Origin of the sequence: Pedobacter frigoris (assembly GCF_005116445.1) — a bacterium.
GTDB classification, from domain to species: domain Bacteria; phylum Bacteroidota; class Bacteroidia; order Sphingobacteriales; family Sphingobacteriaceae; genus Pedobacter; species Pedobacter frigoris.
On record NZ_SWBQ01000001.1, the window covers coordinates 1,235,359 to 1,260,264 of the forward strand.

Here is a 24,906-nt window from a genome sequence, read left to right on the forward strand (position 1 = left end):
TTTTTTATTGGTCTTGACTTGATCTACCAGAATGCAGTATAAAGTGCTACAAGCATTGCTATGATAATTAATGATCCCACTGCAAAAGAAGTATTCACTCTAAACATTTTAGGGTCTACCTCAAGTCCATTCGGAATGACGCCTTTCCTGTTTTCATAAATACTGATGAAGTACATACCGATAATACAAACAGCGAATACAATAAGCATCCTGTCCATAAACGGAATTTCAAACACGCCATTTGCGTTTGCAACAGCCCATCCGTACTCGTTTAAGAAAGAAAGATCCATCCAACCCGGTAAGAATTTCAGAACTACCGAAACTACAAAGCCACCTATTGTAGCAAATAATGCTGCATTTGAAGTCGTCTTTTTCCAGAAAAAACCTAAGATAAACATCGCAAATATACCAGGAGATACAAAACCTGTATATTCCTGAATATACTGGAACCCTTGTTTTCCTTCACCCATTAAAGCATCGCCTACGATTAATGACAATACAACGGCGATAAGCATAGAAACTACTACTACAATTTTACCAACGTTTACCTGATTTTTCTCGCTGGCTTCTTTGTTGAATGCTTTTTTATAGATATCCAGGGTAAATATTGTTGCAATACTGTTGGCTTTACCAGCAAGAGAAGCCACGATAGCTGCTGTAAGTGCGGCAAAAGAAAGCCCTTTAAGTCCTAATGGTAACAGACCTAGCAATGCCGGATAGGCTTTATTAGGATCCTGTACTCCAGATGAAGTCAACAAGTCACTTCCGCTAATTCCGGGAACTTTTTCTTTAATGATATAGTAAACGGCGATACCAGGGATAACTACGATCACCGGCATTAGCATTTTTAGAAAAGCCGCAAATAAAAGTCCTGATCTTGCTACTGGCAAAGAAGCACCGAGGGCTCTTTGTGTGATGTACTGATTACATCCCCAATAACTCAAATTAGCTATCCACATACCCCCTATCAGCACACTTAATCCAGGAAGATCCATATAATTAGGATTGTCTTTTTTAAAGATTAAGTGGAAGTGTTCAGAAGCTCCATCCGTCAGAATTCCAAAGCCTTTAACAATACCTTGTTGTCCGGAGATCAAATTTAAAGCAATATAAGAGGCAACGAGACCACCCAGCACCAAAAAGAATACCTGAATGACATCTGTGTAGCCAATTACTTTCATGCCTCCTAGTGTGATGAAAATAGCAAATATCGCTAGTCCGAGAATACACATCGTGATATCCAGTCCTGAGATCCCGCTAATTGCCAATGCTCCCAGATAAAGGATAGACATTAAGTTGACCACTATATAAAGCGCTAACCAGAATACCGCCATGATCATAGCGACCGTGGAATTGTACCGCTGATTTAAGAACTGCGGCATAGTGAAGATCTTATTCTTCAGGTATACAGGCATGAAGAATACAGCAACGATAATTAAAGTTGCCGATGCCATCCATTCGTATGCTGAAATCGCCAGCCCGAGCTTAAAGCCAGAACCGCTCATGCCAATCATCTGTTCTGCTGATATGTTAGAAGCAATGAGTGAAGCACCTATTGCCCACCACGTTAAAGAACCTTCTGCTAAAAAATAATCTTTTGAATCGCTGGTCGCGGATTTCTTCTTGTAGTAAATCCAAAATCCATAGGATGATACGATTATAAAGTACACAAAGAATACAATGTAATCGTAAAAGTGGAGTGTGCTCATTAGTTTATATTGGTTTATTTGAATTAGCTAAAATAAAAAATTATTTGGCATAACATTCAGGAACTGATTGAAATGCCAAATAATTTTATAATTGTATAATAAACACTAAGGGTGTCTATTTATTAAGCGAGTTGATCCACGCTGCAATCTTTAATCCATCTGCTTTGGTAACCTGAGGCATAGGTGGCATTTCAGTTGCATAACCCGGCCAGTTTTCCGGTTTAGGATTGTGGATCAGCTGAACGATTTTTTCGTTAGAATACTTACGTTTAGCTATATCCTGGAACGCCGGACCAATTTGTTTTTTGGTTGGATTGTGACAAGCAAGACAAGTGTAACTAGTTAATAGGCCTTTTACCTGGTTGTAAGTTGGAGCCGCTGCAGCTGCTTTTGTGGCACTTGCAGCTTTCTCTTTATTAACAGCAGATTTTATTGCAGCATCTGTTTTTGCCTTAGTTACCTGACCTTTTTGTGCAGCAGGGGTTACTTTAGCTACGGCAGCATTTGCTGAATTTTTTGTACTAACTTCCGTCATTGATAATTTATTGCCAGAAGGAATGTTGTTTAATGTATAATAAGCAACCGGGTGAATCAATGAATAGAAATTATTTTTCTCGCGCAGACCATCCACTGTAATGGTATGGATATAATATTGGCGAAGATTATCAACTATAATTCTGGCTCTTAATCCATCAGCAGAGACTTTAACACCTTTTACCTTTAAAGTTTCTTTGTTTACAGGTGGCGATCCATAAACCGGATGGTATTTATAGATAAAGCTTTCTACATTGTAAGAAGCAAGATCTTCAGCTGATTTTTGATCAACAGACTGTGTAAATTCAATTTCGAAACCATCAGGCATAGCCCTTACAGCCTTCATCTCAAATGGAGTTTTGGTGTTGTTGTAAACTAATCGCTCCAGCCCTTCATTAGCATCACCGGCAGATCCCCAACCTCTATTGGTTTCACCAACGAATAAAGAACCGTCAGTACCCCATGCCATTCTCAATACTCCCGAGCGGAATCCGCTTCTGAATAAAAATGCAGCACCTTGCTCTTCGCCATTAACTTTTTCTAGAAACACCCTTGAGATGATACTCATTCCCTGATCACCCACAAGAAGCTGACCTTCAAACGGGCCAAAAGTTCCTTCAGGAATTTTAACTGGTTCAGAAGTAGATATGCCCAGGATGCCATAAGGAAGCCATACTGCTGGTAACCTTAACTCCGGAAATGCCTTTTTCATTTCAAATAAAGTTTTGAACTCCTCGTTAACTCTATTCTCAGGTTTGATATACCTTCCTTTGTCGTTCTTTATCCTCCTTTCATCAATTTGTGAGTAGAAGAAGTCTGACGACAATTTAGTCGGAGAATCTGATCTGCCTGTCCATTTCAAACTGGCAGGGTGTCCCATAAAGCTACCTTTATTTACTTTCCAGATACCGCCAGAACCTACCCAGTCGCCTTGGTTTTCCGTGTAGAATAACTGCCCGTCAATCACATTTAAACCAGCAGGAGAACGTACTCCCGGCGCCCATGGTGTCATTTTACCATCTTCAGTGATGTTCATGATCCATCCGCGCATTGGTACACGGCTTTCTGCACGCCACCATTCCTCATCACCAAAAGCTACGTTTGCACTTACGAAGAACGTTCCATCAGGTGCTATTTTAGGGCCAAAACTATACTCATGATAGTGACCACTTAAAGGCCATGCATAAATGGTTTCATAGACGTCAGCTTTGCCGTCCATGTTTTTGTCGATGAGCTTAGTTAATTCACCACGCTGGGCGACATAAATAGCGCCATCTTTATAGGCGATACCCAGTATTTCGTGTAGCCCGGTCGCAAACTTGCGAAAATACGGCCTATTACTCGTAGGGTTTTCTACTACATATACTTCGCCCCTTCTTGTAGATATCCCAAGATCTCCATTTGGCAAAGTAATAAGTCCGCCTACTTCAAGTATCGGTCCTTCAGGTATTCTAACTTTATTAATTTTGTAAAAATCCTCTTCCTTAGGTGTTTCCTGAGCAAACACCGCTGTACTAAAGCTTAAAGCCAGCATTGCCAGCATTTTAAAAGTATGTTTCATCTTTATCTCCTAATCCCGATTAAAATAAAATTGAATAATTTAATTTACCGCGCAGAAGAATTACTAATTGTTTTCTTCCATTTGCATCCCTGATTACAGGTTTGTCTTTGGCGTCATCAAATTTTAGATATGATTGGCCATCTACAAGGTATAATCCCTTTCCGATTTCTTCTACACTCCCGGCATCAACCAACAAAGCATAAATATTATCTACAGGTTTATCAATGGATATTTCCCTGTTCAGTCCTTCACCATTTGCTAAAACTCTGATTGCATCGTCAATTTTAGCACCATATACGTTATAGGTGAAAGTTGGACGGTCTTCAGTATCCAAAATATATCCTTTGGTCTTAAATCCTGTACTTGTGGTATCTGTTGGCCATGTCCCTTGAGCATCAGCTAATTTTGCCAGTGTAGGCGCAGGTTTTTTGATAAATGTAGTTACAGTACCACGTGGTTTAGAAGAACCATTACCCCTATCATGCCACATTGGAGTAGCATCGATAAAATCGCCTCTCCAGGCATGGAAAAGAAGTCCGTTATCAAGATCGTAACTATAGTGAACTTGCTGAGGGCTACCAATAGAAATGGCATGTACCACTCTTGGTCCACCGTTAATATCTATAAAACTACGGATCATGGTGTTGACAGGTGCTTCTATAAGAATAGGATCTGCATCACTACCACCTCTTTGCTTTCCATTGAGCAAGTCATTGTTAACCTTAGAAGTTTTGATGTTTTTAAAAGCAACAGCGCCATGGTCACCCTGTAAACGTAAAGCACCGAAGGCTTTTTCTTTACTGTTTGCTCCTCTGGTAGGACCAAATAATTCGATGTTGTCGTGGATTAAAACGCCATTTAGTTCAACAGATACAAATCTTGCATTAGCAGTTTTGTTTCCCGATGCGTCAAATCTTGGTGCAAGGAACACAATTTTGATGTGTTGCCATAATCCAGGTGCTTTTGAAACATTCTGACGAGGTGCATAACCGCCAAAACCCTTTTGTCCGTCAGGTTTTGAGTCATCCCATCTTTCATAGATACCACCATTAATAGATGATAATGGTTTTGTTGCGGTCCATGAATCTTCTAGTTGTAATTCATAGATACCTTGCAAATAGATACCTGAATTGGCGCCCTTAGCCATCAGATAATCCAGTTCCAGAACAACGTCTCCGTGCTCACCAATGGTAAGTAAATCAGAGCCATGGTCTTTTTTTGTAGGAATGTTTACAAGGATTCCTGTTCCTTTGGTTAGGTTTAGCGCATTTTGTTCTGCTAAGTTTGCGGTTACCCCACCGGCTAAAGTCCAGGTTTGTCCGGGACTTTTGAACGAAGATAGATCGTTCAGGCTGATTTCCGATTGGTCGGTCAGTTGCTGAGCAGACACAAACGCAGTTCCTAACAACCAGACAAAAGCCGTTGTTCCTAACCTTAAATAATTAAGCTTCATATTGTGTTATTTGGTTTAAAAAGATTTAAATGTAATGATTTCATATTTGATTAAACGGGACTGCAAAATAATGATTTTGTTACAAAAAACAAGAATGCTTTATAATCAATAAATAAGCCTTATTTTATTTGCTAAAACTATTTTTCACCTTATTGTTAAAATTACACAAAACTTCTGTTTTAGCAGATTCTTCCCAACATTTAATCTGGGCTAATGAAACACTTTAATCAGACAGATTGTTAAGGATTTGGTTAGTGCAAATTTATGTGTTATGAAATCAGAAAAGCCGAAGCAAATCAGACCTAAACAAAGGCAAAACAAACAGCCGGGGATAGAAAGTAAAATGCTTCCTCATCCGGAATACCTGCCGAAAAAACCAGGCCTGAAATTAAAAGATAAAGTAGCCCTCATAACCGGAGGCGATAGCGGGATTGGCCGGGCGGTAGCAATAGCCTTTGCCCAGGAAGGTGCTCATGTATTGATCAGTTATCTAAATGAGCACAAAGATGCGAAAGAGACAGTAGCTGCTGTTGAATCCTTTGGCAGGAAGGCAATTGCTGTTGCCGGAGATATATCAGAAGAAAAACACTGTCGAGACCTTGTGAACGAGGCGCTTAAGACGTTTGGGAGGCTGGATATTGTAGTGAATAATGCTGCTGTGCAATATCCCCAAAAGAGCCTCACAGATATAAAAGCTTCGCAGCTTGAAAAAACATTTCGGACGAATATATTCTCCCATTTCTTCATCACCCAGGAAGCACTTAAATACCTAAAAAAAGGGAGCAGTATCATCTGCACCACCTCTGTAACTGCTTACAGAGGAAGTGATCATTTAATAGATTATTCTGCGACCAAGGGCGCAATAGTTGCCTTTATAAGATCCTTATCAGCATCTCTGGCAGATAAAGGGATAAGAGTAAACGGAGTTGCCCCAGGTCCTATCTGGACACCATTGATTCCAGCCACCTTTCCTGCCGACCATGTTGCAGAATTCGGCTCCGATGTACCTCTAAAAAGAGCTGGACAGCCAAACGAGGTGGCGCCTGCTTATGTTTTTCTGGCTTCGGATGATGCAAGTTATATAACCGGTCAGATCCTGCATCCCAACGGTGGGGAGATAATTAATGGCTAATTGCGTTTGATTTCATTTTTTCTGAATACCACTGCAACTTCATCAAGTTCTTTGGCAGTCATCTTTGATGATTTCTTAAGGGTGCTGATAAAATAAGCTACTTCTTTTTCCGCTGCAGGGCATCCAACATTTTCGCCTTTGGAAGTTAACGCAGCTCCTTCTGGTCTCATTTGCGAATCAGCAAGGAGATTTTGATCTTGGTCAAATACCAGCCAGGTTGGCAAGCCCTGATCTGCATTATTGTATTTTTTTAGCAATTCGGCAGCACCTGGGTTTTCAAGACTTTTCTTAGCCAGATCGTGTTCATAAACAACTATGTCAGCTATAACATAATTTCTATCAAAAAAAGGTTTAATTGCAGGGTCTTTTAAACTGGCGTCCATTTTATGGCACCATCCACACCATGATGCATGGAACATGAGTAAAACATTCTTTTTTTCGGCTTTAGCTTTTTTAACTGCAGCACTTAATACTTCATTTGCAGGTGTTGGAGTTGTCTGTGCGATGGCTGTATTGAGTATAAATACAGAAGCCATTCCGGATAAAAATATTTTTAATTTCATATGCTTAAATCAATTAGTTGAGTAAATATATGTTATCAACCCTATCTAAATAACTCTGATGAAAAAATACATCAATAAAAATCAATCCATATGTAGTTTAGTAAAAGTGGATATTACATATTTGAACAATATGCTCTATATTTATATTTGAAACCAACACACAAACCATAACATTAATGAAAGCTTCTTTACCATTGATACTTTCGGGTATTGCATTTACCATGATACTGCCTTTTACAGGCGGCAAAAATGGAACACCACTAATTAACCGAACTACCAGAAATCTAAAAGAAAAAATAACACTAAAAATAGATACACCTGATCAGGATAGATTTGTGAAAGTTCCCTTAGTTCAGGGACAGTTTTTTGAGCCAACTGAGATGTCCATCCTACCCAACCTGGATATTTTGATATCACAGCGCAGGGGAGAAATTATGATTTATAAAAACAAGACTAAGAAACTCACTGAAGCAGGCAAACTGGATGTTTATTTTAAGACCAACGTACCGGATGTTAATGCTGAAGAGGGATTACTTGGAATGGCTGCAGATCCAAACTTTGCAGTTAACCAGTACATATATCTATTCTATAGTCCAATTAAAACCTCTGTAAACCGTTTGTCCCGTTTTAAACTCATTAATGATAAAATCAGTCTAGCGAGCGAAAAAGTAGTTCTTGAGTTTTATTCTCAGAGAGAGATTTGCTGTCATACAGGTGGCTCCATTGCCTTTGGACCAGATGGTTTACTTTACGTATCTACAGGTGATAACTCCACTCCTTTTGATGTGCCAAAACAACAATATGTCAATAAAGGATACGCTCCTCTGGATAACAGGCCAGGTTTACAGCAGTACGATGCAAGAAGATCCTCAGGTAATACAAACGATTTGAGGGGTAAAATATTGAGAATTAAGGTAAATGCAGATGCAACATACAGTATTCCTGAAGGAAACTTATTTCCAAAAGATGATCCCAAAAGTAAGCCTGAGATTTATGTAATGGGCAATAGGAATCCTTATAGAATCTCAGTGGATCAAAAAACAGGATTCCTTTATTGGGGAGAAGTTGGGCCAGATGCAAATAATGATGATGAATCCAGAGGACCAAAAGGATATGACGAAATTAATCAGGCCCGTAAGGCAGGTAACTTTGGCTGGCCGCTATTTGTAGGAAACAATTATCCTTATAAGGCCTATGATTATACTACCGGAACCAGCGGAGCGGCATTTGACCCAGCTGCAGGTATTAACAACTCACCTAACAACACAGGCCGGACTCAACTTCCACCTGCGCAATCTGCTTACATCTGGTATCCATACGGAACTTCAAAAGAATTTCCGGAAGTTGGCTCCGGTGGCCGTACAGCTATGGCTGGCCCTGTCTATTGGCCTAAACCCGGCGCAGCCGCTTATCCATCTTACTATAATGGCAAGTTGATTATTTATGAGTGGATGCGAGGTTGGGTGAAAGCGGTTACGATGGCGCCAAATGGCGACTATATAAGTATGGAGCCCTTCCTGGAAAACATTTCACTGGCAGCACCGGTTGACATGGAGTTAGGACCCGATGGAAAATTATATATCCTGGAGTATGGCAAGGGCTGGTTTTCAAAAAATGCTGACGCAGGAATGGTGAGAATAGACTATTTAGCTGGCAATAGACCTCCGGCTATTAAGCAACTTGTAATAGAAAAAACAAGTGGCCTTCTTCCTTATAAACTGACCGCTAAAGTTGAAGCCAGTGATCCCGATGATGGTGATGTACTAACCTATATCTGGAATCTTGGGAAAGGCGTTAAAAAGACAACTAACAGACCTGAGTTGGAACATACATTCACTAAAGCCGGTGAGTATGCCGTTAGTGTTGAGGTAGTTGATAACCTGAAGGCCTCATCCAAAAGTACAGTTATTCCTGTATTTGCAGGAAATGAACATCCGAAAGTAGACATCCTGTTATCGGGTAATAAAACATTCTATTTCCCGGGTAAGCCAGTAAGCTATCAGGTTCTCGTATCAGATAAAGGTGCTACGGTGAATAAAAGCAGACTTTATGTATCCAACACCTACACAGAGGGATTTGACATGGCGGGTGCTCAGTTAGGACATCAGCAAGTTGCCCAAACACTTGTAGGTAAATCAATTATGATGAAATCGGATTGCAGCAATTGTCATAAAATATCTACAAAGTCAATTGGCCCCGCATTTACACAAGTATCAACCAAATATCAAAAAAATACAAAAGCAGTAGCTTATCTCACAAATAAAGTGATCAAAGGAAGCAGCGGCGTATGGGGTGAAGTTCCTATGCCTGGACATGCTACTATGAAAGAATCTGATGTGAAACAAATTGCTGAATGGATCATGTCACTAAGCGCAAAAGCAAGCAGTAAACCTTCACTTCCTGCTGCAGGTAATATCATCCCTCCCGCTTCGATTAATAAGAACAAACCGGTATTGGCAATCAAGGCTACTTATTCAGATTTAGGAGCACCAGGGTTAAAACCACTTACATCCAGTAACGTGGTCAATCTGAAAAGCAATGTCATAGAAGCCAATGATATCAAAAATGTTTCTCAATTTGGAAAAAGAGACTATAATGGTGGACAGGCCTTAATTTTCCCTCAGAACGACGGACAAATTGTATTGAAAAATATTGATTTAAGTTCGGTAAATGCATTCCAGTTTGGAATTGTCAAAATGGGAGGAGATGTGAACTATACCATTGAAATCAGGCTTGATGATAAAGATGGCAAAATACTTGCAAGCTCAACATCAAACAACATGACTATACCTATTGAGCTCGTTACTGATAAAAAAATGCACGTTGTGTACTTTTTAGTTAAGAATTCAGGAGAAAAAATAAAAGACAGACCACTACTGTCGAACATTACTGCCCTCAGTAAATAAAAAAGTAAAGGCGTCCAAATGGGCGCCTTTACTTTTTTAGCTTTGTATCTTTCCGTGTATCAGTTTCTGTATAGCATCCTGAAAAGATCCGGCCTGAACCACTTCACCGGAGTTTACAAAGAAGATCTCATCGGCATTCTCTATGGTATTTAATCGATGTGCGATGATGACCAATGTAGTTTTCGATGGAAGTTTTTCCAATATTTGGCTTAGGAGCTGTTCAGTTACCGTATCTATATTAGCTGTTGCCTCATCAAGGATAAGCAAGTCTGGCTTTCTCAAAAATGCCCTCATAAATGCAATAAGCTGCCTTTGTCCCAGGCTCATACTTTCACCACCAGAAGTTACATTAGTATCAAGACCTTCATCGAACACATTAAGCAACTGACCCAGTCCCGCATTATTTATTACCGATAAAAACGCTGCATCGGAATCTTTTGCATATTCCTCATTACCGTATAGTATGTTTTCCTTTACAGTTCCGGTAAACAATATTGGTTCCTGAAGGATAAACCCTATTCTGCGTGCACGTTCTTTTGCATCGTAGCTCCTGATATCTCTTCCTTTCAACAATACCTTACCTTGTAAAGGATCATATAGCCTCGCCATGATAGATGCAGTAGTTGTTTTTCCACCTCCGGTGGGACCAACAAAAGCATATGTTTTGCCTTTATCTAATCGGAAATTTACATGGTGAAGAATCTCTTTACCCTCCGGGTAGCCAAAATGAACATTCTGAAACTCAATAACTCCACGGTCGTCTGATGACATGATTTCTTCACTTTTTAGTACCTGCAAGTCATTGTCCATGGTTAATATTTTGGAAATCCGGTCCCAGGATGCCAACGCCGTTTGAAAACTAGCCCATAATGATGCGAGCTGTCTTATTGGATTGTAAAAGTTATTAGCGTAAGCAATATAACTGATTAGAAAACCAATACTTAAACCGCCATTCTTAATTAAATATATTCCATAAATCAACACCAACAACTGAGCGATGTTCGAGAACAAACTAAAGACAGGCATAAACACAGTATTGGCTATGCCGGAACCGATCGCTGTGGTGTAGTTTTGCTGATTGGCTTTATCAAATCGTTCCCTGAAATAATCACGGCGATTAAAGGCTACGACTACCTTAAAGTTGCTTAGACTTTCTTGTATTTCAGCACTCATCAGACCTACGTTTTTAGAATTCGCAGCATTCTTTTTTCTTACCCATGGCGAAAGCCTATTGACAAATAGCCATATGCATAACGCTGGTAGAATGGCAACCAAGCCCAGCTTAAAATTGATGATCAGCATGAACGACCCTGCCGCTATGAGCATAAATATACTGCTCAGAAACTGTAGTAAAGCCTGGGAGAAGAATTGATTCAAACGGTCGGTATCCGTGTTTACCCTGGAGATTAGGTCTCCGGCCTTATTTTGATTAAAAAATGTAACCGGCAACTCCTGTATTTTGTTAAATACGATGTTTCTTAAGTTAAACACGATCCGTTGCGCAGCCCCGCCCATTAAACGAGTCTGGATGTAGCTGGCTCCAAAGACAAAACAATACATACATAACAGTATACCCGAAAACATCATTAAGCCGTTGTATTCTTTCGTCTGTATATAATGATCTATTGTATAGCCAATTATTAAAGGTCCTGCTAAATTTATACTGGTATTAATGAGCATGATGGTCAGCGCTACCACAAGATTCTTTTTTTCAGCAGCGCCTGCACTCAGCAGATTCTTTAATTCCTGATAAACCGGCTTTTTTACCTTATCCTCATTTTCTATGTTCAGGTTATAATTCATAGTTGCTGGTGCTTTGTTGTGAATTATAGATTTGGACATATTCAGGACTTCTGAGCATTAGTTCTTTATGTTTTCCACTATCCAGTATTTCTCCCTGCATCATCAGTATAATCTTATCGTAGTTTTCTACTGCAGCTACCTTTTGAGTTACAGAAATGAGCGTAATAGACGGATAATTGCGCTGGATATTTTCAAGTATTCTTTGTTCTGTTTGCTGATCTACCCTTGCTGTAAAATCGTCGAGCAATAAGATATTTGGGCGAATGGCTAGCGCCCTTGCAAGCATGATGCGCTGTTTTTGTCCGCCGGACAAACTAAGTCCCCGCTCAGAAATCAAGGTATCCACCCCATTTGGTAAAGAATCTATAAGACCCTTGAGTTCTGCCGTTTCAATTGCCAGCTGAAGCTGCTCTTCCGTAATCTGTTCACTGAACGCAATATTATCTCTGATACTCATATTGAACAAGACGCTGTCCTGAAATACTATGGCCAACTGACGGTAAAAAGTATTGCTTTCAATATCAGAAATTAAAAAATCATTAAATTTAATTAGTCCATCATCCGGTTTTACCATTCCAGCCATTAGCTGCAGCAGTTGGGTTTTACCCGCTACGGTAGGTCCTACTATGGCGACTTTGGAGCCTGGTTGTATTTCAAAACTAATGTCCTTTAACACTTTCTTGCCAGCGTAACTCAGGTTAACCTGTTCTACACTTATTGCGCCAGTCAGATCAGCTTCAATCTTGCCGCCGTCCAGCAGATCTTCAGCATCTAAAACCTTGCTTATTCTTCCATAAGATACTGTAGCCTGAACGATTACATTACTCATAAATCCTATTACAATAATCGGAAATATCAACATGGCCAGATAGCTGTTAAATGCTGCGAGGTCACCAATCGACATCCGGGTTGTGATGACTAAATGGCCGCCATAAATGAGGATCACTAAAGCTGCGATATTGGCTGTAAACGTGATGATCGGAATTAACCAGGCAAAAAGCCTCAATATTGCGAGGCCCAGGTTTTTACCTTTTACACTGGCTTCTAAAAATTTATCATACTCCAAAGCCTGAGAATTTACTACACGAACTAAAAATGCACCCAGAATACTTTCATTGATTACCTTATTTAACCTGTCAATGACTTCCCTGCTCTTTTTATAAAGCATCTTTACCCTTTTTAGAACTAAATAAAAAGTAATGCCTATTGTAGAAACAATGCAGATTACAATCAGTCCCAACTCCCAGTCTATACTGAACAATAAGATTGTAGAACCAATGATGATGACCAGGGATGAGATCATCGATACTATTGCCTGAGACACAAACTGTTTAATGGCATCAACATCTGAGGTCAGATTGGTCAGCAGTTTTGCTGGATTTTGCTGTTCTATAAATGAAAAATTCTGAATAGAAATCTTATGAGAAAGACTTGTTCTTAAATCTCTAGCCACCTTTTCAGAGGCATAGATCTGGAGAATACTCTGCAGATACCCGAATATAAATACCAATGCAGTGATGCTGGAAAATTGGACCATCGCATTATTCATAGAGAAATCCGGATTCTTAAGCCCATCAATTACGCTCCCGATAATTTTGGGTAATAATAAACTTAATACATTACCTGCGAGCGCTAAAAACAGCAATGTAATGATCAATCCTGAATATGGTTTCAGTAATTTTAACACTGGGCTAAGATATGTAAAATCCTTAAATCAATAAGACTGCCCCTTTTTACTTTGAGATTCAAATGACTCAATTGACTCAAATGCTCCATTATGCAATGAAGGGGCATGCCATGTAACACTTTAGTTAAATTATGTTAATAAGCACCGCTGATTTTGGTTGTTTCGAAATTATAACATCTATTTGTAATTCGTCTTATTAATAATTAATTCAGTTATGACTAAGTCATTATACGCTCATCAGGATACTACACTCTCCGACTTGCCCGGGGAAAAATGGGTAGATGTTCCTGATCTTACAGACTGTTATCGCGTTTCCAATTTAGGCAGGGTACGCAGGCTTCAGGGCCAGGGAAAAGACAAAAGAGGTTATATGCGTTTCAGAAAGGAAATGATCATTAGCCCTGTCAAGAGATCAAGCTGGAATGCTTTTCTTAAAGAGGAAAGAATATATCTCGGTGTTTCATTAGTAAAAGAGAAAAAGATTCACAATTGGGGCTTAGCCAGATTGGTATGCTATTGTTTTGTACAGGAATTTGACCTGAAAGACAAAAACAACTACGTGCTTTACAAAGATGGAGATCCCGTGAATGTGGCTGCAGACAACCTATATGTCGGCACACCAAAAGATAAAAATCTTTTGATGCAGGCTCACGGGCGAAAATCTGACATATCCAGAAGCCTTAGTCCTGAGGAAATAAAACTCAGACAATTAAAGATAAATGCTATTAAGAAGCAAAATGGTACTTATAAGATTAGCCGATATTCCGTTACAGGCAAATTATTGGAGACTTATCAAAATGCTATAGTTGCAAGTGCGGCTGTTAAAATTTTTAGCGGACAAATATCTGCTGCTGCAAGAGAAGGTCATCATACGCTGACCGCAGGCGGGTACATCTGGAGGCGTGGTTCCGCACCTGAGATAGACGTGGCTCCCCTTCTAGAAAAGAAGTCGTTCGGGATGTCTCCGTTACTTTCTCAAAAGAAGCGTGTCGGTCAGTATGATTACAGCGGAAAGCTTGTAAATGCATACAGTACCGTGAGGGAAGCAGCCAGAGCTGTTGGAATTACTTTTGGATCTATTCATAAGGTAATCAGCGGGAAAAGAACCACCGCAGGTGGCTTTATATGGAGGCTAAGTATAAAAAATACCATTTCTGTAAAACATCTTAAACCTAAAAAGGCACAAAAGGTGTCGAGATACGATTTGGACGGCAAATGGATACAGACATACAACAATGTTCCGGAAGCCGCGAAGATTACAAAGATATTTGATAGCGAGATATATAAGGTACTAAACGACAAGGCATTAACGGCAGGGAATTTTATCTGGAGATATGGGGAATCATTGAGAATACCAATGAGTACTTTAAGAAATCATCCAAGGTTTAAGAAATCAGTGCTGGAAAAATACCTTAAAAGTAAAAGACAGATTAATCTTGAAGCAATGATGCAGGAAATATAATGTAAATTACTTTTTCCTGCCTCCTATGTTTACTACTGCACCAATGGTGAATAATGAATTGTTTGCATTCATATATTTTCGGCTATTTAGTCCAAAAGTGCCACTGGTTGTATATTGTAACTGAATATTTTCACCTACGCGCATCCTGGTAAAAAAGATGGGTTCCAGGAAAACATTACCTTCTCTGATCTGGCCGACATTATTACGCATGAAAGTTTTCATTTCTACAGAACTTATGCGTAGCGCTGTGCCGTAATTGATAGGGAAATCTGTACCGAAAAGTCTAAGGTTACTGTTTTTTTTAGAACTGTAGTTTACCTGAAAAAACGTCTTATTATAGGTAGCCTCTTCAAAATCTGTGCTCGTGAGCACATCATTGTCATCATAATTTCGGTAGGTCCTATTGGTCTTTCCATTACCATAACCTGCATAGATTTCGATGATCCTGTTGTCATCCGGACCAAAAGTATCAAAATAGCCACCACCAACTTCTACTACTTTATGTTTGTAATCTTTTTTCTCTCTTTCTGAATTTATATATGAACCACCAAATAAGACACCTATATGGTTGCCGGCGGCGTATGCTCCATTTAAACTGAAGTTTCCTCTTAATGAGCCATGTAAACCACCACTAAATTCCCCCTTTTGACTTAACATCGGCGTATTTGGTACGTTTGGCATATAAATAGAAGAACAAGAACTAAGGAATATTAAAGATAGATAAAGAAAAAAAGTATGGTTCTTAAACATAAATCAACTGGTTGGTACGTAATATTTGCTGATCCCCAACAAATTTAACGCCAAGGTACGACAGTAAACATCCATTTTTCAGGATTTTTCCAATCTATGCCTCTAAAACTTGCGATCGGGAGTTTAACTAGTATTTTATTCCAGCCTTTTTTCAGTTGAATTTTAGTTGGTTCCCTAAATTCATATCCTTCATCAACTAAAGGCTTTTCAAGATCGCCTTCCATTCCTGCTTGTTTCCATGCAGGGGGCGGGATCAACTCGTTATTTACATAAACAGCACTCTTTCGGTTATCCCAGGTGCCAGACTTCGGCGAGCTGGATGCATATGATCTGGAGATATTATTGAAACCTATCCAAAAATCCTGTATTTTGTTTTCATCACTCCAGATTTGCGTAACTGCATACCATGTCGTATTTTCTTTAGGAGTTTCCAATAACCCCTTTACTTGTGGAGCCCACCAGTGTCTCAAAACTACAGTTCCTCCAATAGCAGTTAAAGTTGGTTTCATTTTATTGGCATCAAAGCCGGGGAATTCCGGATCAAGTCGCTTATCCAGATCCCCACCATTTTCATATGGGCCATAAAGTTTCCACGTGGTAGAACACTGTTTTACGTAGGGAAAGGGAATATTACCGAAATGCAGTTTTTTATGCACCAGGAGTCTGTTCTCAAATTCTGAAAAGGTGATAGCCTCTGCACTTCCTTTTAAGCCGATATTGGCCTGCCATCCTTCTAAGCCTCCGCCTTTCCAACTGCGTTCAGCAAAAGCGAGCATAGCAGGATACACCGGGTTTTGAGTAAATACATCCTGAGGTATATTTACTCTTCGGTCTGGCCACATACAGATAATCCCACCTAAAGCAACACTATTACCTTTGTCCAGATTAGCTATTTTGCGATGAAATATGGTCGCAACAGATTCCAGCGGATCCATGTGATTCAAATACAAATGACGGGAATCGATGTATTTGATATTGGGGTTTGTACTTACTTTTGTGGCACCTTCCATCCACAACTGCCTGATCGTACTCTCTGTAAAATTACCCCCAGGCTCCCACCCTATAACCTTTTTTCCTAATTGCTCTATCAATGCAGTTACTTCAGGAAGGAAATTCTTATTGGTGATTTTAACTTCATCAGCTCCAATATGAAGATATTCCACGTCATAGGTAGCACAAAACTCTTTGATTATCTTTTTTACGATTAATAAGCCGCTATCGCTTTGCATATCCATCTTCATCGCTCTTTTAAAGGCAGCACTATGCCCCGGCATGTCTATTTCCGGGATTAAAGTGATCTGCCTTGCCTTACAATAGGCAATCAATTCCTTCAGGTCATTTTGCGTATAAAATTGTCCCTTATTACGAATCATCGTTTCCGGATTTGTAAGCTGAGGATAAAGTTTACTTTCCAGTCGCCATGCTATATCTTCTGTAAAGTGGAAATGAAAGATATTGAGTTTGTAACTTGCCATCACATCAATCTGCTGCTTTAACAAATCCATAGGCATAAAATTGCGACCGGCATCAATCATATATCCACGCCATGCGAAAGCCGGAGCGTCTTCAATATGACATTCGCCGATCTTATTTGCATTTCCAACCAGTTGTTTTAATGTTTGTATTCCATAGAACATTCCAGCATCGCCTGAAGCTTTTACCTGAATGGCTTTTGGACCGACATCGAGGCGGTAAGCTTCTTGACTGGCAATAGAGCTCGTTTCAAGTATGATTGCCGGCAGTTTATCTTTATTTTCGCTGACTATTGGAATTTTGACTCCCTTGCTCCTTAAGTATTCCTGGAGTACGATTGCGTTACCTCTCAGTTTAGCATCAGTAATTACGATCTTCTTATAACTTTTTAAATTAAATTGCGCTTTCCCCCATTCGATTTTATTTGGGAGCGGGATTAAAGCAGGCCTGCTGGTTTTAGAAACCTGAGCAGAAACATTTAAAGAAAACAGCAATATCCAAAAGTATCTAAGCATAATTATTCATTTCTAGTTAACAGTCAATTGCATAAATTTTACTTATTAATTTCTTTAAGTAACTGCAGGCAATACCATTCTTGTCTGGGCAGGTGAAAAGGCCCTTTAAATAAATTGCCTTTCGCCGTTTGTGCTATACTCCCATCTCTGTGCAAATAGCCAAACCATTCTCCGTTATCCTTATCATAAAAATGTTTATAAGCGTAATCATGAACCAGTTTATGCCACTCTGCATATTTTTGGTCACCTGTAATGCTATAAGCTAATAAGGTAGCGATTATAACCTCATTGTGCGGCCACCAGAATTTCATATCCTGCCAGTATTCCTGTACGGGTTTATCGTATACATCCCTGAAATACATAATCCCGCCATGTTCCCTGTCCCAGCCTCTTTCCCACATGTAATCCAGCATTTTACAACCTAATGCAATCAATTTGGGATCATTATTTCTATATTTTGCTTCATGCAGGATAAACCATGCACCTTCGATAGCATGACCAGGGTTTAGCGTACGTCCATCTATATGGTCTATGATGCTTCCATCTGGTGCCACCTGCTCCATCACACACTTGATGTCGTCTTTTACAAAATAAGTTTCTATTTCATTGATCCATTTATCTATCCATTCATCACAACGCGGGTCACCTATATTTTCCCGAAGTTGCTGGGCCGTATTCATCATGATCATCGGCACGCCAATTCCCTTTGACGGTCTGGTATCTGCATATTTAGGGGGAAACAGCCCTGGTGTAGTGGCATATTCAATACATTTTCCAAAGAGATACCTCGCCTTTTCGGCAGCCGCTTCGTCTCCGCTAGCCTTTGCATAAGCTGCGTTTGCGATAACCGCAAAAGTTTCAGAAAAAAAGTAGCGACGCTTGCGTATCGGTTTACCATCCCTTGTCACATGAAAGAACATCTGTCCATCTGTATCAAAACAATGATTATTAAGAAAATCTATGCCTGATTTTGCACCATCCAACCATTTCTGTTTTCTCTCTATTGTATTGTACAGGGTAGACAAAAGCCATGCTGCCCTTCCCTGAATCCAAACGGCCTTATCATCATCGATCAAACTACCGTCCTGATCGCGCATCAAAAGATAACCGCCAAATTCCTGATCTACGGACCTCGGAAACCAGAATGGTACAGTGTCATTTAAGAGTTGATGTTCATAAAATTCCTGGAGTTCTTGTAAGTCTTTAGATGTATAACCCATTTTTAATTAGTTATTTAATGATATTTAATTAATTTTTTAAATCAATTGAAAAAGTAGAAGCCGGAAGACCGGTTTCATCGACAAGATTGGCTTTGGTAAATGGTTGCCATGCATACAATACCTTTTTGATCCTCTCACCTGCAGGGATATCAATTATCACTGATTTTCTTTTGATGATGCCTTTTACCGAAATATGGTATCCCTTGTCATTTACAAGCTCGAAACCGATAAGTGGCTGATGGTTAACTGTTTTTAACACATTGACTTCAGTAAAAGAAACGGTGATCTTGTCCTGAATTTGCTTTGCTTCAAAAGCTGCCGGACCACGGGCACTGATTTTTTTATTGTAAGTATTCTTTAAAGCAAGTAAAGCCAGACGCTCCCCGATTTCCTTTTTCCTTACTGGATGTACATTCAATGAGTCGCCGAGATCCGAGCTTACCGCCATTCCACTATTTTTAATGCTGTATTGGAGTTCCCGTTGCAGGTTTCTAAAAGCAGGCCATGAAGCGCGGTCTATACCAGATAGCTGCACATAATAAAATGGAAAGTCATATCCCCATTTTTTACGCCAACTGTCAACTAATACAGGAAACGTATGACTGTATTGTTCAAGGTTTTGCGCATTACTTTCACCCTGATACCAGATCACTCCTTTAATGGGATATTCTATCAGCTTGGAGACTCCGGCTTCATAATTATATGCGGGCTCGTAAGGGTGTCGTTGTTTAGACTTAAGCGCATTCTTTAAGTTTACATCTGCACGCTCCCTTGCCCATTGCTGAATAAAATCCGACTTCCGCCAGTTTGTGAGCACATCTACGAGTTGTTCATCATATTCCATTGTAAAACGGTCTATCCAGGATTCAATAATGCTTCCCCCAACCGCCAGCTGTATCAATCCAATGGGTATGTTTTCTTCCTGAACCAGTTTCTTTCCGAAATAGTAACCCACAGCAGAAAAATCAGAAAGATTCTTCGCATCACTAATGCCCCATTTACCTGAAAAATACTGTAGCTGATTTACTTTTTCTAATGTTAATAAATCCCAGGCTGTATTGTTGGTTTCAACTAAGGCATCAAATTTCAACACCCTCAGTGTTGGATTTTCTTTAATATCCCTGAGTTCAACTTTGCCAGTTGCAGCAGCATTTAAAGGAAAAGCCATATTGGACTGTCCGGAACACAGCCAGACATCTCCCACCAGAATGTCTTTTAAAGTTGTTTTTGAACCTTGACAATTGATATCAATTTCAAACGGACCACCTGCCTTCATCTCCGGAAATTCTACCCTCCATTTACCATATTGATCTGCTGCGGTTTCCTTTCTATTTCCATTAAAGTTCACAACAATCTTTGCGAAAGCATTTGCCATACCATAAACAGGGATCAGCTTATCTCTCTGCAACACCATATGCTCCGAAAATACTGAAGAGAGTTTTAGCCCTCCGTAATTTCCAGTCAAGTGATTATATACAGCTTGTGCTATAATTTTGGCACCCTCCTTATCGGGATGCAGGTTGTCGGGAAATAGATCAGGTCGACTGTACAAAGGCGTATTTAAATCAATCAGTCCGGTCTTATTAGCAGACGCAATCTGAGGAATCAAACCCTGTATCTGCCAATACCAGTCACGTGTACCTGATTTAAATCTTGGATGCTCATTAAAGATTGGTGTCAAACGACAGATGTATATTTTGACCGCAGGATTTTGCTTTCTGAGGGTAGCTATCAGCCATGCATAATCTGGTGCAAAATCATCCCTGAAATCGGGCCAGTCGCGTGGATCAGTATCATTCAAACCAAGATGTACTATAGCTATATCCGGATAAAAATCCATAGCAGCGCTAAATGCTTTGGTCTTGTAGTAAGGGTTATGACCTTTTTTCAGTAAAGTGGCACCGCTTAGCCCAAAATTACCAACTTCATAACCTGCTCCCAGCAGATTTTGCAGGACAGCCGGATAAGCTTCCCTGGACGGATCTTTCAAAAGATAACCATAGGTTACAGAATTACCTATACATGCAACCTTTAACGGCTTATTTTGAGCCATGAGGTTTAATTGCAGCAACGAAAGACAAAAGACTAAAAATGACCTAATCATCATAGATGGCGTCGATTATTTAATAATGTCGCTTACAGGAATCTTCACAAATAGCAGACTTCTGATGCCTTCATATAAAATCCCGATATGATTGTCATCTACTTTACTCAACGCTGAATATCCATAAGATTTCCGCTCGTCGATCAATAACTGATTGGCTGGCAACCAGGTTTCTCCCATATCCAGACTCGCTTTGATGGTAAAATCCTGTCTTGACTTCGGGTTGTTTTGGTTGCTAAAAAACAGCACGTCTTTCATTTCACCTTTTATATTTACACGAGCTTTGATAAAACCGGCCATACATACCGGATCTGTCAACGTGTTGTAAGACGTTGCATGTGTACTCCAGCTTTGTCCCATATTTGTTGTTGTTGACACACTTCTGAACTTACCTCTGTTATCTCTCATGTTCAGCATAAGCGTTCCCGGTGTAGTTTCTACCAACTGACTTTCAGTAGTATTAGATTTGGCCCCTATCCCGCTTTTCCAGGTCTTGCCATGATCCTCACTGTAGATCAATGTAGAATGCGGCATTTTCTGTGCATCCCAGTATTGTGCAGGAAAAACAAGCTTACCATCAGCCATTGCAATACCATTGCCCGGGCCCGGGAAAAACAATCTCCATTCCGGATTTTTCACCTGTTTGGTGATGCTATAAGGCTTTGCCCAGGTCAGTCCATCGTCTGTACTAAATGTTAATGCAAACTGACCCGTTTCTTCGGGTGTTAAACCAGGACCAGAACCAGCTATAGAGCGATTTCCTTTACTCCATAATGCAGTCACCCAAATGGTCTTAGTCGCTGGGTCGAATAAAATAGCAGGATCGCCCACACCACTATTGTCATTTGGCCCTTCCATATCCATGATATTTTTCATTCCTTCCCAGGTTTCCCCTTGATCAGTACTTCTGCTCATACCCACATCTATATTTGCAGGAAGATCGCCGCTATGGTCATACCTGATGTCATAAACAGAGATGAGTGTGCCCTTATCTGTAGTAATCATTCCTGGAATCCTATAGGTATGCACATTCTCATCTTTCGCCTTGCGGATGGCAATACCGAGATACCTTTTACCGGATTTTGCCTGTTCTATTTTATAGCCCAATCCTGTGGCATCTTTTAGGAGATGGGCCTTGATATCAAACGCCTTTTCTGTATTTGCACTTTCTTTCAAACGGACACTCAACCACAAATGGTGAATTCCGGGAGTTAATTTTTTGCTGAAGGAAATGGTAAATGTCCTGGCTCCGGATGTAATGCTGCCTAACAACTGATCAGTAGTGAATTCAGCTTTATCGTTGCTGCCGTAAACCTCAAGTTCAGCAATATCCTGAACATTACCAGATATAGTTCCGCTGAGTTGCTGATATGTAATTTCCTGATTTCCTGCAGGTATGTTTACCTTGATGTGCAGGAAAGGATTAGTTTCCATTCTTTTAAAAATGGGGTTTATGGTAGGGACAGCAGTGATTTTTATCGCATTGCTGCCAGCGTTATTATAAATTTTTTGTGTACAGGAATAGAAAAATACCGGTGCCAGTATCATCAATAGTCCCGAAAATTTGTTAACCTTTTTCATGTTGTGCGTGTTTATGTTAAAGTATCAATTAAGCCGCGTCCACGAAATCATTCGCCTTTGGACGAAGAAAATAAAGCTGAATGACCAAGGCGACCAAAACTATTCCCGACAGCATCGCGAAGTCATTTCCCAGCTTTCCGGCATCCGAAGATTTACCAAGCCAATCAGTAATGAAAGCACCAAAAAATACACCGGTCATATTCATTAAGCCATAAGCAGTGGCCCGATATTTAGCAGATACAAACTGGCAAAGAATAGGCATATTATTCGCATCAAACATTCCGTATCCAAGGCCAAAACATAACGCTGCTCCTACTACATGGAATAAAGAATGTCCAAAACCGAGCAGCAACAACGACGGGATGGTTAGGCCTAAGCCTATTGCACTTGTGTAAATCCTTCCCTTGATGTTTTTTTGAACCCACCTGTCCGATAAGATTCCGCCGAATATTACCCCTATAAATGAAGAAGCGGCTATAGTGATGGTAGATAACGGCCCGGCTGTTGCCATTGGAATATCTAAATTCTCCGCGAAAAGTGTAGGTAGCCAATTTTTGGCGGCCCAGCCTGGAAGACTGGGGATCGCAAAATAGAAGAGGATAATCCAGAAAGAAATATTAGTAAACAACAGCGCCAAACCCTTTAAAACAGATGGCTTTTTAGTTAGCTGGATCTGATCAGAAGAAGCATCTTTATCTACTACTTTGCTTTCGCGAAGGAAAAACACCAATACCAGAGCATATGCAATACCTATGATTCCGAACGAATGAAAAGTAGCCTGCCAGCTAAATTTATCAGCTATAGTTGCTCCAAAACCACCCAAAGCCTGCCCCATATACAGGCCCGTCATGTGTATTCCTATTGCCAGAGATCTTGTTTTTGGAGAATGGAAATCAGCAATCAGAGACAAACCTGCCGGGATGTACAAAGCCTCGCTTACGCCCATGAGCGCCCTAAGCCAGTAAATTTGATTAAATGTCTCCGCATACCCCATCAAATAAGTGACTGCAGACCATACAAATAGACTGCCGACAATGAGCCATTTCCTATTGAACTTATCCGCTATGATGCCGGACACCGGACTCATAAAACCATAGATCCAGAGGAATATAGCCATCAGATACCCGAAATTTGTGGCCGACTGCAGTTCAGCAATATCCATTTGCATGGCAGGTTTCATGGTCGACAACATTTGTCGGTCCATATAATTTAGTAACGCCACTACCCACAGCAACCCTACAACAACCCAGGCATATCTTTTAGTATTCTCCATAATCTAGCTATTTAATGCTTCCAAGCATTATGTTTGGCGTGCGTACGCCAGGTTTAATTTCGCCGTTCGACAAGACGATTTTATTTCCCCACATTCTTGCAGTAGTCGTTACCTGCGCAGGAAACGGCAATTCACCTATTTTAGTCCATTTATTTGTATCTGTATTATACAGCAGCATTCCTTTATAAAACCCTTTATGATGAATGCTCAATTCATTCTTTTCAGCCGTAAGCTTTAGTTTTTCTGCTTCGTTTGTGGATTTAGCAATCTGTGAAATGTATGTTTCAATCTTATGAAATGTTTCTCCATTATCACCCCCCAAAAGCAAGATCTGATTTTTACCAATCGGTACGCCTGCACCAGCAGAATAATTGCTAGTTTGCTTACCGTCGGAAATATCAGCACAAGTCGCCCATGTTTTATTGAGCGGATTATACATATAAACCGTGTTGTGCAGTTCGCTAATCCCAGAGGTGTTTTTTGTGCGTCCACCAATCACGTAAATTTTCAGTGTACCAGACTGTTTTTGAGTAATTACCACCGCATTGGCTAATGCAATAGGTAAGTTAGACAGGCGCTTCCATTCAGGGGCTTTTTCATCCAGATTCAGACTTAGAAAAGCATTTGAAGAGGTGCTTTTTTCATCTCCGCCAACCGCATATACTGTATTACCAATATGCGTTAAAGCCATATTGGTAACAGCTAAAGGCAGGTCTGGTAAATTCTTTATTTCGACCTTATTTGATGCAGCGTTCCAGTTCAGCAAATACGCTTTACGAGAAAGCCCCTTTTCATTTTCTCCACCTGCATATACCAGTCCACGTTCAGTTACCGTATTTCCGCAATAGGCAATCGGTTCAGGAAGTGTTGATTTAGTGGTATTCCAGGAATAATGATTTCCTGTTTTTTGTAGAATGTGTATTTCTTTAGAATAGTATTTTTCGCCACCTTCCCAGGGCATTTTATCAGGAAAATTAGCTCCACCAGCAACGATCAGTACATCTTTGTGTACGGCATTAATCGGTCCGGCAAAACCTATAGAAGCACTGCCATCTGGCTTTTGCAATTTAGCCGCGACAGTCCACTCTACTTGTTTTATAGCAGTTTTCTGCGCAGAAATATCGGTAGATATCAGCATAAATGAAACGGATAGGGATAATAAGATTTTATACATAGCATT

The 24,906-nt window shown here is 40.1% G+C and carries 16 protein-coding genes; 3 read left to right on the plus strand and 13 right to left on the minus strand.

Translation table 11 applies throughout. The features are described 5' to 3' along the window. Positions 1-23 precede the first annotated feature (23 nt). The 3 genes from FA047_RS05340 to FA047_RS05350 form a co-directional block, all read right to left on the minus strand. A complete protein-coding gene (locus FA047_RS05340) occupies positions 24-1,709 on the minus strand; it encodes a sodium:solute symporter family transporter (RefSeq protein ID WP_136834930.1) in 1,686 nt (561 codons plus the stop codon). Positions 1,710-1,824: 115 nt separating this feature from the next. After that, the gene (locus FA047_RS05345) at positions 1,825-3,804 is read right to left on the minus strand and encodes a hypothetical protein (RefSeq protein ID WP_136834931.1); all 1,980 of its coding nucleotides are present in this window, start codon (positions 3,802-3,804) and stop codon (positions 1,825-1,827) included. 19 nt (positions 3,805-3,823) lie between these two features. Beyond that, entirely contained in the window at positions 3,824-5,257 is a 1,434-nt protein-coding gene (locus tag FA047_RS05350; RefSeq protein ID WP_136834932.1) for a 3-keto-disaccharide hydrolase, read from the minus strand. 271 nt (positions 5,258-5,528) lie between these two features. On the opposite strand from FA047_RS05350, the gene FA047_RS05355 reads away from it, so the two are divergent. Continuing rightward, on the plus strand, positions 5,529-6,389 hold the full coding sequence (locus FA047_RS05355; RefSeq protein WP_136834933.1) for an SDR family oxidoreductase: 861 nt from the start codon (positions 5,529-5,531) through the stop codon (positions 6,387-6,389). On the opposite strand, the gene FA047_RS05360 is transcribed toward FA047_RS05355, so the two are convergent. Next, on the minus strand, positions 6,386-6,952 hold the full coding sequence (locus FA047_RS05360; RefSeq protein ID WP_136834934.1) for a thioredoxin family protein: 567 nt from the start codon (positions 6,950-6,952) through the stop codon (positions 6,386-6,388). The two genes, FA047_RS05355 and FA047_RS05360, sit on opposite strands and share 4 nt — an antisense overlap. A gap of 176 nt (positions 6,953-7,128) precedes the next feature. Here FA047_RS05360 and FA047_RS05365 point away from each other — a divergent pair, with 176 nt between their 5' ends. Further along, entirely contained in the window at positions 7,129-9,858 is a 2,730-nt protein-coding gene (locus FA047_RS05365) for a PQQ-dependent sugar dehydrogenase (RefSeq protein WP_136834935.1), read from the plus strand. Positions 9,859-9,894: 36 nt separating this feature from the next. On the opposite strand, the gene FA047_RS05370 is transcribed toward FA047_RS05365, so the two are convergent. Next, the gene (locus FA047_RS05370) at positions 9,895-11,700 is read right to left on the minus strand and encodes an ABC transporter ATP-binding protein (protein ID WP_225872636.1); all 1,806 of its coding nucleotides are present in this window, start codon (positions 11,698-11,700) and stop codon (positions 9,895-9,897) included. Continuing rightward, on the minus strand, positions 11,651-13,348 hold the full coding sequence (locus FA047_RS05375; protein WP_136834936.1) for an ABC transporter ATP-binding protein: 1,698 nt from the start codon (positions 13,346-13,348) through the stop codon (positions 11,651-11,653). The genes FA047_RS05370 and FA047_RS05375 overlap by 50 nt, the downstream gene beginning before the upstream one ends. 214 nt (positions 13,349-13,562) lie before the next feature. Between FA047_RS05375 and FA047_RS05380 the strand changes: the two genes are divergently transcribed. After that, on the plus strand, positions 13,563-14,810 hold the full coding sequence (locus tag FA047_RS05380; protein WP_136834937.1) for an NUMOD1 domain-containing DNA-binding protein: 1,248 nt from the start codon (positions 13,563-13,565) through the stop codon (positions 14,808-14,810). A gap of 6 nt (positions 14,811-14,816) precedes the next feature. On the opposite strand, the gene FA047_RS05385 is transcribed toward FA047_RS05380, so the two are convergent. From FA047_RS05385 to FA047_RS05415, 7 genes are all read right to left on the minus strand, one after another. Continuing rightward, on the minus strand, positions 14,817-15,491 hold the full coding sequence (locus FA047_RS05385; protein ID WP_225872637.1) for a hypothetical protein: 675 nt from the start codon (positions 15,489-15,491) through the stop codon (positions 14,817-14,819). A gap of 113 nt (positions 15,492-15,604) precedes the next feature. Further along, positions 15,605-17,548: a beta-N-acetylhexosaminidase gene (locus FA047_RS05390; RefSeq protein ID WP_136834939.1), complete on the minus strand. Its 1,944-nt coding sequence runs from the start codon at positions 17,546-17,548 to the stop codon at positions 15,605-15,607. A gap of 38 nt (positions 17,549-17,586) precedes the next feature. Then, a complete protein-coding gene (locus FA047_RS05395) occupies positions 17,587-18,768 on the minus strand; it encodes an AGE family epimerase/isomerase (RefSeq protein WP_136834940.1) in 1,182 nt (393 codons plus the stop codon). 28 nt (positions 18,769-18,796) lie between these two features. After that, positions 18,797-20,821, minus strand: a complete 2,025-nt coding sequence (locus tag FA047_RS05400) for a GDSL-type esterase/lipase family protein (RefSeq protein ID WP_225872638.1) — start codon at positions 20,819-20,821, stop codon at positions 18,797-18,799. 66 nt (positions 20,822-20,887) lie between these two features. Beyond that, the gene (locus FA047_RS05405; protein ID WP_136834941.1) at positions 20,888-22,453 is read right to left on the minus strand and encodes a sialidase family protein; all 1,566 of its coding nucleotides are present in this window, start codon (positions 22,451-22,453) and stop codon (positions 20,888-20,890) included. 28 nt (positions 22,454-22,481) lie between these two features. Further along, positions 22,482-23,726, minus strand: a complete 1,245-nt coding sequence (locus FA047_RS05410) for an MFS transporter (RefSeq protein WP_136834942.1) — start codon at positions 23,724-23,726, stop codon at positions 22,482-22,484. A gap of 7 nt (positions 23,727-23,733) precedes the next feature. Next, positions 23,734-24,900: a kelch repeat-containing protein gene (locus tag FA047_RS05415; RefSeq protein ID WP_136834943.1), complete on the minus strand. Its 1,167-nt coding sequence runs from the start codon at positions 24,898-24,900 to the stop codon at positions 23,734-23,736. Positions 24,901-24,906: the final 6 nt, after the last annotated feature.